14 protein-coding genes and 1 pseudogene are annotated in these 16,240 nt (G+C 70.8%); 7 read left to right on the forward strand and 8 right to left on the reverse strand.

Annotation, left to right across the window (positions count from 1 at the left end; genetic code table 11):
* A complete protein-coding gene (locus OHA99_RS17700) occupies nucleotides 1-612 on the forward strand; it encodes a hypothetical protein (RefSeq protein ID WP_405696670.1) in 612 nt (203 codons plus the stop codon).
* Here OHA99_RS17700 and OHA99_RS17705 read toward each other — a convergent pair.
* From OHA99_RS17705 to OHA99_RS17715, 3 genes are all read right to left on the reverse strand, one after another.
* Nucleotides 576-926, reverse strand: coding sequence for an NADH-quinone oxidoreductase subunit A (locus OHA99_RS17705; protein ID WP_061441634.1), 351 nt, complete (start codon nucleotides 924-926; stop codon nucleotides 576-578). The two genes, OHA99_RS17700 and OHA99_RS17705, sit on opposite strands and share 37 nt — an antisense overlap.
* Before the next feature lie 314 nt (nucleotides 927-1,240).
* Nucleotides 1,241-2,494 carry an MFS transporter gene (locus OHA99_RS17710; RefSeq protein ID WP_405696672.1) on the reverse strand — a complete coding sequence of 418 codons (1,254 nt, stop codon included), beginning with the start codon at nucleotides 2,492-2,494 and terminating at the stop codon, nucleotides 1,241-1,243.
* Nucleotides 2,491-3,642, reverse strand: coding sequence for a PLP-dependent cysteine synthase family protein (locus tag OHA99_RS17715; protein ID WP_405696674.1), 1,152 nt, complete (start codon nucleotides 3,640-3,642; stop codon nucleotides 2,491-2,493). The genes OHA99_RS17710 and OHA99_RS17715 overlap by 4 nt, the downstream gene beginning before the upstream one ends.
* Nucleotides 3,643-4,474: 832 nt before the next feature.
* Here OHA99_RS17715 and OHA99_RS17720 point away from each other — a divergent pair.
* From OHA99_RS17720 to OHA99_RS17735, 4 genes and pseudogenes are all read left to right on the forward strand, one after another.
* Entirely contained in the window at nucleotides 4,475-4,876 is a 402-nt protein-coding gene (locus tag OHA99_RS17720; protein ID WP_405696676.1) for a DUF6153 family protein, read from the forward strand.
* Nucleotides 4,877-4,998: 122 nt separating this feature from the next.
* The gene (locus OHA99_RS17725; RefSeq protein ID WP_405696679.1) at nucleotides 4,999-5,652 is read left to right on the forward strand and encodes a DUF305 domain-containing protein; all 654 of its coding nucleotides are present in this window, start codon (nucleotides 4,999-5,001) and stop codon (nucleotides 5,650-5,652) included.
* Nucleotides 5,653-5,750: 98 nt separating this feature from the next.
* Entirely contained in the window at nucleotides 5,751-6,653 is a 903-nt protein-coding gene (locus tag OHA99_RS17730; protein ID WP_405696681.1) for a F510_1955 family glycosylhydrolase, read from the forward strand.
* Nucleotides 6,654-6,679: 26 nt separating this feature from the next.
* Nucleotides 6,680-6,895: pseudogene (locus OHA99_RS17735) on the forward strand (IS5/IS1182 family transposase); the annotation flags it as partial.
* Nucleotides 6,896-6,945: 50 nt separating this feature from the next.
* Here OHA99_RS17735 and OHA99_RS17740 read toward each other — a convergent pair.
* Nucleotides 6,946-7,308 (reverse strand): hypothetical protein, encoded by a 363-nt coding sequence (locus OHA99_RS17740; RefSeq protein ID WP_405696683.1) that lies wholly within the window; start codon nucleotides 7,306-7,308, stop codon nucleotides 6,946-6,948.
* Between the two features lie 64 nt (nucleotides 7,309-7,372).
* Here OHA99_RS17740 and OHA99_RS17745 point away from each other — a divergent pair, with 64 nt between their 5' ends.
* Nucleotides 7,373-7,948, forward strand: a complete 576-nt coding sequence (locus tag OHA99_RS17745) for a TetR/AcrR family transcriptional regulator (protein ID WP_405696685.1) — start codon at nucleotides 7,373-7,375, stop codon at nucleotides 7,946-7,948.
* A 456-nt stretch (nucleotides 7,949-8,404) separates the two neighbouring features.
* Here the strand turns inward: OHA99_RS17745 and OHA99_RS17750 are convergent, their stop codons facing one another.
* The 4 genes from OHA99_RS17750 to OHA99_RS17765 all read right to left on the reverse strand — a co-directional run bounded on the left by OHA99_RS17750 (nucleotide 8,405) and on the right by OHA99_RS17765 (nucleotide 15,071).
* A complete protein-coding gene (locus tag OHA99_RS17750; RefSeq protein WP_405696686.1) occupies nucleotides 8,405-9,844 on the reverse strand; it encodes an MFS transporter in 1,440 nt (479 codons plus the stop codon).
* 835 nt (nucleotides 9,845-10,679) lie between these two features.
* On the reverse strand, nucleotides 10,680-12,128 hold the full coding sequence (locus OHA99_RS17755; RefSeq protein WP_399681401.1) for an MFS transporter: 1,449 nt from the start codon (nucleotides 12,126-12,128) through the stop codon (nucleotides 10,680-10,682).
* Nucleotides 12,129-12,454: 326 nt separating this feature from the next.
* Nucleotides 12,455-14,713, reverse strand: a complete 2,259-nt coding sequence (locus OHA99_RS17760) for a heavy metal translocating P-type ATPase (RefSeq protein WP_405696688.1) — start codon at nucleotides 14,711-14,713, stop codon at nucleotides 12,455-12,457.
* 85 nt (nucleotides 14,714-14,798) lie between these two features.
* Entirely contained in the window at nucleotides 14,799-15,071 is a 273-nt protein-coding gene (locus OHA99_RS17765; protein WP_405696690.1) for a heavy-metal-associated domain-containing protein, read from the reverse strand.
* 179 nt (nucleotides 15,072-15,250) lie between these two features.
* On the opposite strand from OHA99_RS17765, the gene OHA99_RS17770 reads away from it, so the two are divergent.
* Complete coding sequence (locus OHA99_RS17770) at nucleotides 15,251-16,216, forward strand: hypothetical protein (RefSeq protein WP_405696692.1); 966 nt, start codon at nucleotides 15,251-15,253, stop codon at nucleotides 16,214-16,216.
* The last annotated feature ends 24 nt before the right edge of the window (nucleotides 16,217-16,240 follow it).

The raw sequence follows: 16,240 nt of genomic DNA on the forward strand, positions 1-16,240 counted from the left end.
ATGCCCATGACCGTGACCGGTGTGTCCGTGACCGTCGTGACCATGACGGGCGTGGTCGTCATCGCCGTCCCCGTGACCGGTGCCGCCATGACCGGCGTGCTCACCGCCGTGGCCACTGGCCTCCGGGCCATCGTCGTGATGCCGCGCGTGTGCGCCGCCTTCGAAGCCGCGATCGTCTTTCGCGTGATCGGCTCGCACCGATTCCGCGTCGTGCTTTCCGGGCTCTCCGTGCCCGTGCGCTCCCGCGGTGCGGTCGGCCCCGCCCCGGTCGCCCTCTGGTGTGGCCAACCGAGCGCGGCCGGCTTCGAGGACCGATGCCACCTCGTCGGCCGTCACGGCTCGCACGCGCACGCGCGGCCGCGGCATGTCCTGCCACAACCGGTCCAGCGCCGGACCCAGCCGCGAGCAGTCAGGACCTGCCACCAGCATCAAGTCGGCTCCGGCCGGGGTCGACGCCGACGGCCAGTCCCGGGACCGCAGTTCCTTCTCGGCGGCCAGCCGCACCGGCGTACCGCCCGGCGTGGTCACCAGCAGGACGCGTGGCCGGGCGGCCGCTGCGCGGGTCAGGGCGGCGGTCAGGCCCACCGCAGTGCTCCTTCCCGCCATGCGTAGATCACACCCGTGAGCAGGACGGCGAGGAAGACGAACATCTCGATCACCGCACTGGGTCCCATCGCGGAGATCACCAGTGTCCACGGGTACATGAAGACCATTTCCATGTCGAAGGCGAGGAAGAGCATCGTCACCGTGTACCAGCGCATGTGGAAACGGCTGACCGCGTGTTCCGTCGGCTCCAGTCCCGATCCGAACGGCTGCGCGGGCAGCGGACCGGACGAGAGCCGAAGCGCCCAGGCCGCTCCGTATGCTCCGGCCACCGCCAGCAGGGCCAGCCCCAGCAAGGACAGCGCGGCGGTGAAGCCACTCACCGGATGCCACCACCCAGGAGGTCCCTCCCACGCCCCGCGACTTGTACGTCGAGGCGCCCGTCGGCGGGCGCTGTCCCGCCCGCACTCCGCGTCGAACCCATCTGTCGCTCCGTTCCCGCTGTGCCGGAAGCGTTGGGTACCCCCCGGAGGCATACGCAGTCCCGGAGGGCACGAGTCGTACGGCGGCGTGGGCCCCGAAGTCGCAGTCGGCACGCTCCACCACCCCGCGTCGAGTGCTACGGCAACGGTGCCGGACGTCCACACACCGCGCGAGGCGGCCGGGTCCATCGGTGCCCCGAGGGGGTGTCCGTGCGTCAGGCGGGGGCGAGTGGCGCCTCTGCCCGCGCGATCAGGCGCCCGCTGCGGGCCAGGGCGGCGACGGATGCCGCGCAGGCCAGTCCGGTCGCGGCCAGGGAGCACCAGGTCAGCCAGAGGGCGTCCTCGTGTTCGGCGAAGTCCCACAGGGCTCCGGTGGTGAGGTTGCCGAGGGTGATGCCGAGGCCCGAGACGGTGTTGTACAGCCCGTAATGGGTCGCCACGAGCCGGTTGCCGGAGAGCGTGACGACGGTGTCCATTTCGAAGGGGTAGACGACGGCACCGCCGACAGCCAGGAGGACCACGGCCAGGACCAGGGCGGTCAGTACGGCGGCCGGGGCCTCAGGTGGTGCCAGGGCGAGCGGCACGAAGGCCGCCCCCATGGCGGTCAGTCCGCGGACGAGGGCCTGAGCGGGCGTCCAGCGTCGCTTCGCCCAGCCGGTAAGCCGCAATTGCCCCACCACGGCGACGGCAGCCGAGACGACGAAGAGTCCGCTGGTCACCCAGGTCCCCTTGTCCCCGAGGACGTCGGCTGCGGCCAGGGGCAGTGCCAGGTAGACCTGAAAGGTGAGGACGTACGAGCCGGTCATCACGAGGGCGAAGAGCAGGAAGGGCCGGTTGGCCACGACCGTGCGCCACTGCGCCAATACATTGCCCGGCGTCGCGCCGGGTGCCTCGCCACGGCGGGCGGGCAGGGCACGCCATTGCAGGACGGTCAGCAGGGTGAAGATCGCGGCTGCGACCGTGCAGACGAGCCGGAAGTCGGCAGCCAGCAGGGCCAGGCCCACCAGCGGGCCGAGGAGCATTCCGGCCTGGTAGTAGACGTTGAAGGTGGCGAAGGCGTCCACGCGTCGTTCGCCGGCTTCGGCGGCCAGGTAGGCGCGTACGGCGGGGTTGAACAGGGCGCCCGCGAAGCCGGTGGCCGCTGACGCGGCGATCAGGGCTGGGAGGTTGTCGACCCAGCCGAGCAGGCCGAAGCCGACGGTGCGGAGCAGGCAGCCGGCCATGATCGGCGCCTTGTAGCCGTAGCGGTCGGCGATGGTGCCTCCGATGAGGAACATGCCCTGCTGGGAGAAGTTGCGTACGCCCAGGACGAGTCCGACGGCCCAGGCCGCCAGCCCGAGCCCGCCGGCCAGGTGGGCTGCCAGATAGGGCATGAGCATGTAGAAGGCGAGGTTGATGGCGAACTGGTTGGCCATCAACAGCCGGACCGGTGTCGGGAACGAGCGGGTCTGCTGCCACAGGTGCTTCATCGTGCGACTCCTACGGTCTCGTCTCCCGCGCCCTGTACGTCGGCGGTGGCCAGGGGGTCGATGACGTGGGTGCAGCGCGTCCAGCGGCTCACCACCCGCTCGTCCGGCCGGGCGATCTCCTCCGGATCGTCGGCGGGCGGGGCGTCGAGCAGACCGTGCTCTTGGCAGTAGGCGTCGTCGAAGACCGTGCCGATGTAGCGCTGCGGACCATCAGGGAAGATGGCGACGATCCGGTTCGCGGCGGGCAGGGTGCGAGCCGCCCATCGGGCAACGAGGGCGACCGCGCCGACACTCCATCCCCCGGTGGCGTAGTGATCACGGGCCAGCCTGCGCGCCGACCACACCGCTTCCGGCGCGGCGACCCAGTGGACCTCGTCGAACAAGTGGTAGGCGACGTTGCGTGGGTGGATGCTGCTGCCCAGGCCCCGCATCAGACGGGGCGCGGCGGGCTGGCCGAAGATGGTCGAGCCGCACGTGTCCACCCCGACGACCCGCAGATGGGGGAAGAGCCCACGCAGGACGGAGGCGATCCCGGCGGAGTGGCCGCCCGTACCGACGGACACGACGAGCGTGTCGATCCGGCCGAGCTGGGCGACGAGTTCGTGGGCGAGCGGAGCGTAGGCGGCCACGTTCTCCGGGTTGTTGTACTGGTCGGGGCACCAGGCGCCGGGATGGGCAGTGAGCAGCTCTTGCACCCGGTGCAGGCGGGCGCGCTGCCAGCCTCCACAGGCGTGCGGGGTGTCGACGAGGTCCACGGTGGCCCCGTACGCCGTGAGAAGTCCTGTCATCAAGGGCTCCATGCCGGGGTCGGTGACGACGCTGACCGGATGGCCGTAGGTCGCGCCGGCGAGGGCCAGACCGAGGCCGAGCGTGCCGGAGGAGGACTCGACGATGCGGGCACCGGGCAGGAGCTGCCCGCGCTCGCGGGCTGCACGGACCATGTGCAGGGCGGTGCGGTCCTTGATGCCGCCCGGGTTGTGGCCCTCGATCTTGGCCCAGAAACCGCGTCCCGGGAGAGTGAACGGAGCTCCGATGCGAAGGACGGGTGTATTGCCGACCAGTCCGGCGGGAGTGTGCGTCAGTCGCTCGGTTTCGGGGAGAGGCTGCACGGGCGCGGCCAGGACAGACGTGCGGGTCAGGTGATTCATGGCGTGGTTCTCCGGCGGCCGGTGCCTGAACAGCGACGGGCCGCGTGTAGGGGGGGGGGGAGGTGATCGGCTGCTGAGCCGCGGCCGGATACGGGGCCGCGGTGCTTGGTCGATCAGGTCCGCCACACGCCGAGACGGGACCGCGTATGTCCGGTGGACGAGCAACCCGGGTCGAGAGCCGATGCCTGCGCGCCGGGCCGTGTGAGCGACGGCTGGGTGCCCTGCTCGACGCGGAGAACATGGAGGGCCGGGCCGTCGGCAAGGGGGAGGTCGCGGGAGGGCTGCACCGTGGGTTCGTCCAGATCACAGCAGTGCGACTGGTGGTCATGCGGCGGCGCGCTCTGCAGCGACGCCATCCCCTCGTCGGCCGGTCCCGGCGTATGTCCACAGAAGGATCCCGCGCTGTGCGCGGCGTCTGCCCGTGCCGTCCCGGCCGTCACCGGTCCGTGCGCGCAGGCCAGCAGGTGCACCAGCACGGCAAGCAGCACGACCAGCGGCGCCGCCGTGCGCGCCGGGGGCCGAGTGCTTGGTAGTACTGACCAGACAGACATCAGGACGGACTGTAATGACTCGCACGCGTACGGTCACCGCAGGTGGATCGACCGCTCGGCGGCTCTGCCGGCGCGCGCAAGGGCCGGACACGGCTGGGACGTCCACGAATGGGACGTGCAGCGGCCTTGACTACCCGTGAATGCCGGTACCGCTGACCACCGGATCGGGTGAACGTCAGCACCAACTGGGGGAGGGAGGGGCACGGAGGCGTACGAGTGGGGACGTCCGCCGGTCGCGCCGTCGCATCTGCGCTTTCGCGAAGGGCTCGTACGATGGGTGCGTGACCAGGAGCACCCGATCAAGCAGCCGCCCTGCCGGGCGGCTGTTCGTGCTGCTGGTGATGGCGGTACTGGCCGGAGTGCTGGGCATGCACGGCCTCGCCCCCGGTGCGGCAGCGGCGGTGCAGACGGGTACCGGCCACGAGATGGTGATGGTCCCTGCAAATGGCGTGCCGCACGCGGGCGGGGGATGCACACACACGGATGGCGGTTCGAGTCATCTCGATCATGCCGATGGGACGTGTGCGGCGGCCGGCATCGGTTCTGCGTACACGCCGCCCGCGCTGACCGGCGCCCTGCTGAACATGTCTGCGGCCCCCGCGCCCGCTGCGGCGTCCCCAGGGGCACCGCACGATGGCCGAGCACCGCCCGACCTGTCGGAACTGCAACTCCTGCGCATATAGAGCGGCCCGCTCGGCTCCCGTGCGCCCGGCCCTCGCCGGCGACGGGTGCCGTGTTTCCGCACGCTCTACGTCCGTTCCCACCGCGTGCCGCGAAACGGCTCGCGTCAAGGAGTTGCACCACCATGATCCACAAGCGTTCCCTCATGCGCCGTACTGCCGCCGTAGCCGCCGCAGGCGCGGCAGCACTGGTCCTGGCCGCCTGTGGCGGCAACGGCGACGACGACGGCTCGGCCGGGCACGGCGGCCACGCCGCCACCGCATCCTCCTCCGCCCCGGCATCGGCGTCGGCGTCGGCGTCGGCGTCACAGGGGCAGCACAACGCCGCCGACGTCGCCTTCGCGAAGGGAATGATCCCCCACCACCGCCAGGCCGTCGAGATGGCCGACCTGGCGCCCGACCGTGCGCGGTCGGCCGAGGTGAAGAAGCTCGCCGCCGACATCAAGAAGGCTCAGGACCCGGAGATCAAGACGCTCTCCGGGTGGCTGACCTCGTGGGGCGAGGACGTGCCTGCCGAGGGTGCCATGGACCACTCCATGCACGACATGGGCGGCATGATGACGGCCGAGGAGATGACCGAGCTCGAAAACGCCTCGGGCAAGGCGTTCGACACCGCCTTCATGGAAATGATGATCAAGCACCATGAAGGCGCGGTCGACATGGCGAAGACCGAGCAGGCCGACGGCGCCTACGGACCGGCCAAGAAGATGGCCGGAGAGATCATCGACTCGCAGAGCGCGGAGATCGAGCAGATGAACGAGCTGCTCGGCAAGAGCTGACCGCAGTACGCCGGTGCGGGGGTGGGCGCCGAGGGCGTCCACCCCCGCACCGGCCACCCTCCCCTCGTCTCCCCTTCTCGCCGCCTGGACCTCACACCATGCTTCGCATACCGCTGCCCCGTCCGCGTGCCCTGATCCTGCTCGCGGCCGCTGGCCTGCTCCTCGCCTCCTGTTCCACCACCGACACCACCACCGAATCCGGCAGGGGTGGGCCGACTCCCGACCCGGGCACCGGACACCTGCACGGCCTGGGCGTCGACCCGGCCGACGGCACGGTCTACGCCGCCGGCCACCACGGCGTCTTCCGCCTGGAGGACGGGACCGCGACCCGGGTCGCCGACCGCTACCAGGACACCATGGGCTTCACCGTGACCGGCCCGTCCACGTTTCTGGCCAGCGGCCATCCCGGCCCCGCGGAGATCGGCACTCGACCCGCTCACCTGGGTCTGATCCGGAGCACGGACGCCGGCCGAACCTGGCAGGCCGTATCAGCCGAAGGTGAGGCCGACTTCCACGCCTTGGAGGAAGCCGGTGATTCGCTCTACGGGTTCGACAGCCAGAGCGAAAGGGTGTGGGCCAGTACCGACAGGGGCCGCACCTGGGACAAGGGCGCGAAGGTGTCGGCGCTCGACCTCGCCTCCCATCCGGGCAGCGCGGCCACCGTGTGGGCGGCCACCGGCACGGGTCTGTCCCGCAGTGACGACGGTGCACGGACCTTCCACCGCGTCTCCTCGGCGCCCGGCCTGGTCGCGGTGGAGGAACCGGATCCGGGCAAGCTGCTGGCGCTCACGGCCGACGGCCGGGTCGTCGCCAGCCTCGACGGGCGGACATGGGCGGAGCAGGGCCGCTTGCCCACGGGCAGAGGGGGCAGGGTACTGACCGCGGTGACCACGCAGCACCTTCTGGCAGCAGACAGCGCGGACGCCGTCTACGAGTCCGTCGACGGCGGGCGGACCTGGATGTCCTTGCATCGCCCGGCAACGGATGCCGATCACACCTAGCGCAGACACCGGAAAAGAAACACGCCCGCCAGCACCGCCCCGATGAGGGACTCGGACGCTCCCAGGGCGGTCTGACCTGCAAGATCCACCTCGCGGGTGAAGGCGGCTGCCGGCCGATCGCCTTTTGAGACACGCCCGGCCAGTGGGGCGACGCACCACAGATGATCGAGGTCCTCGAACGCATCCGCGTTTCTCGCCCGCAGGGCGGACGGCCGCGCACCCGACCGGACCATCTCGGCGGCGTACTCCCCGTTCTGACTGAGAGGGAGACAGCTCATAGGGCGTCGGCGTTTCAGGTGAGGCGGCTCTGCGCCCATGACCGGGCCTCGGCCATGTCCTGGGTGGCGGTCGTCGGGCAGCCCCAGAGTGAGTCCCCGCTGTGAATCGCCTTGGCCCGCTCGGCGGGGATCTCCGCCGGTGCCACGAAAGCGAGGCCGCGACAGTGGGCCGTGAGCCCGGGACGGATCTCTTTGAGGGCGCGGATCCGGTCGGTGGCGGGCGGGCCACCGGGCCGTTGCGGCGGGGCGGGCATCAGCAGGACGGCCGCGAAGGGCTGGGCCTGCTCGGTGAGCCCCCGCAATTCGCGAAGGACGAGGTCCTGAGCCTCGGCCATGGGCAGCCCGGTCGCGTCTATCTGTCGCACATTCAGGTTCATGGGGAGAGCCTACCCTCATTAGTGACCAATGGTCGCTAAAGGAGCGTCGCATACTCTTGCCGCGATGAAGCAGACCGGAACAGGCCCTGGGCGGCCCCCGCGCCTGAGCCACGAGCGGATCGTCGAGGCCGCGCTCCAGGGGGACGTGGCAACGCTGACCATGCGGGAGCTGGCGACCAGACTCGGCGTCTCGCACTCGTCCCTGTATCGCTGGGTCCGCGATCGGAACGGAGTGCTCGACCTGGTCAGCGAGGTCATGGTCGAACGGGTGCTGCCCACGGAGGAACCGGGCCCCGATGACTGGCGCCAGTGGCTGGCACGGCTCGCATGGGCGATGCACGACGAGTTCCTGTCTGTGCCCGGGTACGCCGCTCATGTCGCCCGTCCACACCGTCATCACGCGGCGTCCTTCGAGCGGTTGAAAGGAAAGGTCGTCGCGGCGTTCCGGGCGGCGGGCGCCGACGAGGAGCAGGCCGAGCAGAGCTGGTACGTGTTCGGGCTCGGGATGGTGCAGTGGCTGGGTGCGACCGGCGGTGATCTGGGCCTCGGTAACTCGGCGCCGAGGTTCGACCTGTACCTGGACACCCTGCTGCGCGGTCTGCCGACCCGTACACCCATCGAGTACGGGCAAGGACGCTGAAGCCTGATCCGCCGGACAGGCCCTGGCCAGGGAGCCGACGGTGCGACTCCGGTCCACCCCGCCCAGGTTCGGTCGGGCCGGGTCGGCGCACGTCGTCGACGATGGTGGTCGCCATGCCGGACCGGCCTGTGCCAGGGCAGCGTTCAGGGGCGGCCGCTTCGGGCGTGGGGGCGGGCACATGCGTCCGCGCAGGACGGACGGCCGAGACTCTGGTGCGAGAGATGGGACGCGAGGGCCTGAAGCAGCGCGACAGCCGTCATCTTGGCGACGGGGTGTCCGGCTGCCCGGCGCATCGTGACGGTCCACGACGGTGTGGCCATGGGTGAAGTGCCTCCTGGGATTGCTTGCCGGTCATGGGTAAGGCGACAGGCGCCGGCGGTCCGCCAGATCCGGGGGCAGGGATCTGGCGGACCGCCGGCCGCGACATCGCTCCTTGGCGGGTTCACAGTCCATGGCTCACACCTTCGCCTTCTCGCCCGGCGCGCTGGACTGCTCCGCAGTGGTGGCGGCCACGTCCTTCTCGGTACGCATCACCAGGAGCGTGATGAGACCGCCGACGGCGGCGATGGCAGCGGCCGCGGTGAACGCCGCGCTGAAGCCGTCGGTCAGAGCGGGCAGGTCACCGAGCTTGCCGGCGCCCTGGGAGGTGGCCAGGGCGGTGAGAGCGGCCAGACCGAGTGCCGAACCGATCTGGTAGGTGGTGTTGACGATGCCGGAGGCCAGGCCCGCCTGCTCGGCCGGGGCGCCGGACATGGCCGCCATCATCGCCGGGATGTACGCCAGCGCCATGCCGAGCGCGGCGACCAGCGATGCAGGCAGCACGTCGATGACGAAGGAGCCGCTGGGCTCGACGGCCGACAGCCACAGCAGGCCGGCCGCGAGGACGAGCAGTCCGCCACCGATGAGCGGCTTGGCGCCTAGGCGGGCCAGCAGCCGTGCGGTGATGGCGGTCATGAAGACCATCAGCAGCCCAGTCATCGGCAGCAGCGCCGCACCGGACGCGAACGCGCCGTAGCCGAGGACCTGCTGCAGGTAGAGGTTGAGGAAGTACCACATGGGGATCCACGCGGCGCCCAGCAGCGTCATGGCCAGGTTGGCGGAGCCGAGCCTCGGTACGCGCCAGATGCCCAGCGGCATCAGCGGCTGACGCATCGTCTTCTGCAGGACGAAGAAGAGAGCCAGCAGAGCGGCGGCGCCGAGGAGTTCGAGCACGGTCTGGGTGGCTCCCCAGCCGATCTCGGGAGCGCGGACCACGGCGAAGACAGCGAGGGCGAGGCCGGCGGTGACGGCAGCGGCGCCGAGGACGTCGATCGCTCCTCGGCGAGGGGCCACGGCAGGGAGCAGCTTGATCGCGGCGAGCGTGGCGGCGCCGATCGGGATGTAGATGATGAAAACCCAGGGCCAGCTGAGCCATTCGGTGAAGACGCCGCCGAGGAACACGCCCGCGGTGCCGCCGGCCGGTGCCGCGGCGCCGTAGAGGGCCATGGCCTTGCCTAGTTCCTTCGGGTCGTGGGCGAACAGCGTCATGAGCAGGGTCATCGCGGCGGGGGCGATCAGCGCGCCACCGACGCCCTGGACGGCTCGGCCGACGACTTCCACCCACGCTGTCTGAGCGGCCGCGGCGACGACCGATCCGCCGATGAGCACCGCCCAGCCGGCGGTGAACACCCGGCGTGCGCCGAGCAGGTCGGACAGGCGGCCGCCGAGGAGCAGCAGACCGCCGAAGGCGATGACGTAGGCGTTGAACACCCATTGCAGATCGCCCTGCGAGAAGCCGAGGTCTTTCTGCATCTCGGGGAGTGCGACCCCGATGATCGAGGTGTCCATGATCACCATGAACTGGGCGGTGGCGAGCACGGCGAGCGCCCACCAGCGCTTGGGACTGACAGTTGGCATTGCCTTCCCCTCTCCAGATACGGAGCTTCATACCCCCTGGGGGTACCTGCCAGGAAACATAACATACCCCCTAGGGGTATGTAAGAAGTCTGCGTAACCCTGCGGAGGCAGTCGTGGCGACGGCCCCGCCCCGCTGCTCATTGAGGAGGGCTCAGCCTGCAGGCGCGGTAACCGAGGGAGCCGCAGCCCGCCCAGCCCTGCGTAGCCGGACGGAGGTAACCGAATGAGCGGGGCCGTCGCGAGAGCCCTGCCGCTTCGCGGCCCATGCCGACGACCCTCCGCCCGCGCGGGTTGGGTCGCTCGGTTACCTCCAGGAGCTGCTCCTGGAGACCCTGGCCACGGCAGATCACGAAGCGCCGGACCCACGAGCTGCCGCGTGCAGGGTCAGCTGGGTGGCCTGGGTGGTGAGGAAGTCGAGGACCCGATCACGGGAGCCAGTACCGGCAGAATGGGGCCAAGCGGCGTGGACGCCGTACACCGTGATGGTGCCGCCCAGTCCCATGCCGCACAGCGCAGCTCGAGATGATCCAGCCGGGCGCCGACATCGTCGGGGTGCTGGGCCCAGGTGTGACGGGCGGAGTCGGTACACGTCGAGCAGCCGTGATCGCGGATGTCCGGCAGGATGACGGAAGAGCCGTCTGCGAGTAGGCGGGCGAGCAGCAGGCTGCAGCGGTCCGGGTCACCGCCGTGCAGGAGGGCCAGCCCCCGTCCTTACCCCGTGTCGTGGTGTGCAGTCGGCAGTCGTCACTGCACGCGTTCGGACACACCGGCCAAGCCCGCGCACCGAGCCTTTCTGATCACTTCAGAGTGACTCCGGCGCGCGGGCAGTGTTCGGTCAGTTTCCTTGCGCGGGGCTCGTGCCTGCCGACTCAGGCGTGTCCTGTTCCGTGGCCGGGCGGGCGCTGAGGGTGGTGAGGGCGAGGAGGCCGGCGGCGAGAAGGATGCCCGCGGCGACGGTCAGGGCCGTGCCGTATCCGGCGACCAGTGCCTCGCCGGTGCCCAGCGCGGCCTTCTCCGGCTGCGCGGTGACGGTGGCGGCGACTCCGGCGAGTACGGCGAGGCCGAGGGCGACACCGATCTGCTGGGCGGAGTTGAGCAGAGCCGAGGCGATCCCGGCCTTGTCCGCGTCGACGCGGTAGACCGCGGCCTGGGTCAGGGCGAGGACGCCGAGACCGAAACCGAGCGCGAGGACGAACATCGCCGGCGCCAGGTGCAGCCAGTAGTCCGTGTCGACGGTGATCGCGGAGAACCAGAAAGCGGCCAGCGCGCTCATTAGCGCGCCGAGGGCGGCGACGAAGCGGGGGGCGATTTTCAGCAGGAGCTTCGGGGCGGCGCCAGCGCCGAGGACCAGTCCGGCGGCGAACGGCAGCCATGCCACTCCGGTGCGAAGGGGGCTGAACTGCTGCACCTGCTGGAGGTAGAGGGTGACGACGTAGAACGTGCCCATCGGGCCGATGGCCAGCAGCAGCATGGTCAGGTAGGCGCCGGAGCGGTTGCGGTCCCTGAACAGGCTCAGCGGCACCAGGGGGCTGGCACTGCGGGCCTGGGTGAGGACGAACGCGACGAGCAGTACGGCTGCTGCTGCCAGGAGGATCAGTGCGGCCGGGTCGGTGAAGCCGTCCTCGCCGAACCTCGTGATCGCGTAGACGAGCGCGACCATTCCGCCGGTGCCCAGCCCCGCGCCCACCGTGCCGACCCGGCCGGGGTGACGGCCGACGGCGACCAGGCTGCGGCTGCCGAGGAGGACGAGCAGGCCGAACGGGATGTTGATGAAGAACACCCACCGCCAGTCGAGAAGGTCGGTCAGGACACCGCCGAGGAGCAGTCCGACGACGATGCCGAGCGCGGACATGGCTCCGTAGAGGGAGAGCGCCAGGTCGCGCAGCTTGCGGTCGGGGAAGGTGGTCGCGATCAGGGCCAGCGCGTTCGGGGCGGTCAGCGCTGCTCCAACGCCCTGCACGGCACGGGCGACGATCAGCATGGTGACGTTCTGCCCCAGCCCGCCCGCCAGGGACGCGATCACGAAGACCGCGATCCCGAGCTGCAGCGTGCGGCGGCGCCCCCACAGGTCGCCGATCCGGCCACCGAGCAGGAGCAGCGCGCCGAACGCGAGGATGTAGGCGTTGACCACCCAGGGCAGGTGCTCCGCCGTCACGCCGAACTCCCGCTGGATGCTCGGCAGCGCGATGTTCACGATCGAGTCGTCGAGCACCAGCATCAGCTGGGCGGTCGCGATGACCAGCAACGGGATCATCCCGGCCCGCTGCCTCGTCGTCGTTGTCACGTCGTCTCCCTCATCCGGTGCCCGCAAGTCTTCGGCTCCGGGTCAGCTTCACGAGGCCGAAACGACCTCGACCCCAGATACCCCCCTCCGGTATAAGAACATACCGGAGGGGGGTATTCCAATCCGAGGGTGATGCGGCGACGACCAGGCCCGACAAAGACGGCGTTGCGCCCTGAGCAGGCCGTTCACCCGCCCGGGACAGCTGCGCACGTGGCCTCTCTCGTGAGTCATAACGGCAGCCCTCCCAGAGAGAGCACCGAGACGGACAACGAGGGGCGGCCCCAAGTGGCCCGCCCCTCGTCCGCGCTGTGGAGGAGAAGCGGTTGTCAGTTCGCGGCCTTGAATCCGCGCAGTCGCAGGCTGTTGCCGACGACGAAGACGGAGGAGAAGGCCATGGCCGCTCCGGCGAGCATCGGGTTGAGGAGCCCGGCGGCGGCGAGCGGGAGCGCGGCGACGTTGTAGGCGAAGGCCCAGAAGAGGTTGGACCGGATGGTGCCCAGGGTCTTGCGGGCCAGCCGGATGGCGTCGGCGGCGGCGCGCAGGTCGCCCCGGACGAGAGTCAGGTCACCGGCCTCGATGGCGGCGTCCGTCCCCGTGCCCATGGCCAGTCCCAGGTCGGCCTGGGCGAGGGCTGCGGCGTCGTTGACCCCGTCGCCGACCATCGCGACCGAACGGCCCTCGTCCTGCAGGCGCTTGACGACGTCGACCTTGTCCTCGGGCATGACCTCGGCGATGACGTGCTCCGGGTCGATGCCGACCTCGCGGGCGACGGAGGCGGCCACGGCCCGGTTGTCACCGGTCAGCAGTACCGGGGTGAGGCCCAGGGCGCGCAGCCGGGCCATGGCCTCGGCGCTGGTGTCCTTCACCGCGTCGGCGACCTCGAGGACCGCCCGTGCCTCGCCGTCCCAGGCGACCGCGATCGCGGTGCGGCCGGCCGTCTCCGCGTCGGCCTTGGCGCGGGCCAGGTCCGCCGGAAGGCTCATGGCCCACTCCCGCAGGAGCTTCTCGCGGCCGACGAGGACGGCGTGGCCGTCGACGACGCCCTGCACGCCGAGGCCGGGGACGTTGGCGAAGTCCTCCGGGACGGGCAGAGTGCCGACGCGGTCGGCTGCGCCCGTGGCCACCGCCTGTGCGATCGGGTGCTCGGAGGAGTGCTCCAGGGCGCCGGCCAGTCGCAGCACGTCGCTCTCGTCGGTGCCGGCGGCGGTGTGCACGGCGAGCAGCGTCATGCGGCCGGTGGTGACGGTGCCGGTCTTGTCCAGGACGATGGTGTCGACCCTGCGGGTGGACTCCAGGACCTCGGGGCCCTTGATGAGGATGCCGAGCTGGGCGCCACGCCCGGTGCCGACCATCAGCGCGGTCGGCGTGGCCAGACCCAGGGCGCAGGGGCAGGCGATGATCAGAACCGCGACGGCGGCGGTGAAGGCGGCCGTGATGCCGGCGCCGTTGCCCAGCCAGAAGCCGAGGGTGCCCAGCGCGAGGGCGATGACGACAGGGACGAAGACGGCGGAAATGCGGTCGGCGAGCCGCTGGGCGGCGGCCTTGCCGTTCTGCGCGTCCTCGACCAGCTTCGCCATCCGCGCGAGCTGGGTGTCGGCGCCGACCCGCGTCGCCTCGACCACCAGCCGGCCCCCGGCGTTCAGGGTGGCTCCGGTGACGCCGTCGCCCACGCCGACCTCGACCGGCACCGACTCGCCGGTGAGCATCGACGCGTCCACCGCCGAGGCGCCCTCCACGACCGTGCCGTCGGTGGCGATCTTCTCGCCGGGGCGCACCAGGAAACGATCGCCGACCTTCAGCTCACCGACCGGGATCAGCTCCTCACGGCCCTCCCTGAGCACGGTGACGTCCTTCGCCCCCAGCTCCAGCAGGGCCTTCAGCGCAGCGCCGGCCTTGCGCTTGGAGCGGGCCTCGAAATAGCGGCCGGCCAGGATGAACGCGGTGACCCCGGCGGCGGCCTCCAGATAGATGTTCCCGGCACCGTCGCTGCGGGCGATGGTCAGCTCGAAGGGGTGCGTCATGCCCGGCGTGCCCGCGGTGCCGAAGAACAGCGCCCACAGCGACCACAGGAACGCCGCCGAGGTGCCGACCGAGATGAGGGTGTCCATGGTGGCGGCGCCGTGCCGGGCGTTGGTGAAGGCGGCCTTGTGGAACGGCCAGGCGGCGTAGGTCACGACGGGCGCCGCCAGAGTCAGCGACAGCCACTGCCAGTACTCGAACTGCAAGGCCGGCACCATCGCCATCGCGATGACCGGGACGGCCAGCAGCACCGAGGCGACCAGCCGCTGCCGCAGCGGCCGCAACTCGTCCGCGTCCTCGGCCCGCGCCGCCCCCGGCGCGGGCTCGGCCCGTACCGGCTCAGGCTCGCGTGCGGTGTACCCGGTGGCCTCGACCGTGGCGATCAGCTCCGGCACGGACACCCCGCCCGTGAAGCTGACCTTGGCCTTCTCCGTCGCGTAGTTGACGGTCGCGGTGACCCCGTCCATCCGGTTCAGCTTCTTCTCGATCCGGGCGGCGCACGACGCGCAGGTCATGCCGCCGATGGTGAGTTCCACCTCGGCTGTGTCGGGGACCGTGGTAGCCATCACTACTCCTCGGGCTGATGAGGGCAAAGGGAAGGTGTGGAGAAGGGGGCCGGGCCCGGGGCGGGCCCGGCCGGTTGCGGGCCTTTCAGGCCGCGCGGCCGGTGAGCTCGTAGCCGGCCTCGTCGACGACCTTGGCCAGCAACGCGTCGTCGGGCTCGCCCGCCGTGGTGACCGTGACCTGGCCGGCCTCAAGGTCGACGTCGACCGCCAGGACACCGTCCAGGGCGCCGATCTCCTTGGTGAGCGTGGCCTTGCAGTGCCCGCAGGTCATCCCGGAGACGTTGTAGACGGTGGCGATGCCCTCGGTCGCGGTGGCGGTGCCGGTGGAGCAGCTGCCGTCAGGGGTGCAGCAGGACATGGTTCCTCCAAAAGCGAGACGATCGCGTACCCCCCCGGGGGTAGCGCTGACCTCACTAGGTATACCCCCATGGGGTATGTTTAGCAAGCATGGCCGGACCGCTTGCATATACCCCCCGGGGGTATATAGTCGATGCCAGTTCAGCAGAAACCGGCAACGCCGAAACGAGAGGGCACGTCATGAACACCGGCGTAAAGATCACTGTCTTCGCCGCCGCGCTCGCGGCCACCTTCGGTACCGCCTACGGCGTCGGCGCGGCGATCGACCCCGCCGCCGCGGACCAGGACTCGGCGGCCCACTCAGAACACGATCGCCCGGCCCCCGCCGGCCACGGCGGCCACGGCGGCCACGGGGACCCGACCCCGGCGGGCCTGCAGGTTTCCGAGGCGGGATACACCCTGGACCTCAAGACATCCCGCGTGACCGCGGGCGTGAAGAGTGAACTCCACTTCGCCATCCGCGACCGGGACGGACGGCAGGTGACCTCCTACCGGCGCGAGCACGGCAAGGAACTCCACCTCATCCTCGCCTCACGCGACCTGGTCACCTACCGCCACCTGCACCCCACCCGCGCCGCCGACGGCACCTGGAGCACCCCCGTCGACCTGCCCGCCGCCGGCGCCTACCGCGTCTTCGCCGACTTCACCCCGGACGCCGAGAACGCCACCAACCTCACCCTGGGCGCGGACCTCGCCGCCTCTGGCGCGTACAGGGCACCGGCCCTGCCCGAGCCCTCCGCCACCACCACTGTCGACGGCTACACGGTCACCCTCAACGGCGACCTGCGCCCCGGCAAGGCGAGCGAGCTGACCCTCGGCGTCAGCCGCGACGGCCGCCCGGTCACCGACCTGGAGCCCTACCTCGGCGCCTACGGCCACCTCGTCGCCCTGCGCTCCGGCGACCTCGCCTACCTCCACGTCCACCCCAACGGCGAACCCGGCGACGGCGCCACCAAGCCCGGTCCCGAGGTCTCCTTCACCGCCACCGCGCCCAGCGCCGGGACCTACCGCCTCTTCCTCGACTTCCAGCACAACGGCACCGTCCGCACCGCGGCCTTCACCGTCCGCACCGGAGAAGCCGCACCCGGCAGTGCGTCAAAGCCAACGGCAGGCGAAGAGCACACCGGCAGCAATCACCAGCACTGACCCCGTATGAAGCAGCAGGGAGAG

The organism is Streptomyces coelicoflavus, from assembly GCF_045041415.1.
In the GTDB taxonomy this organism is placed as follows: Bacteria; Actinomycetota; Actinomycetes; order Streptomycetales; family Streptomycetaceae; genus Streptomyces; species Streptomyces coelicoflavus.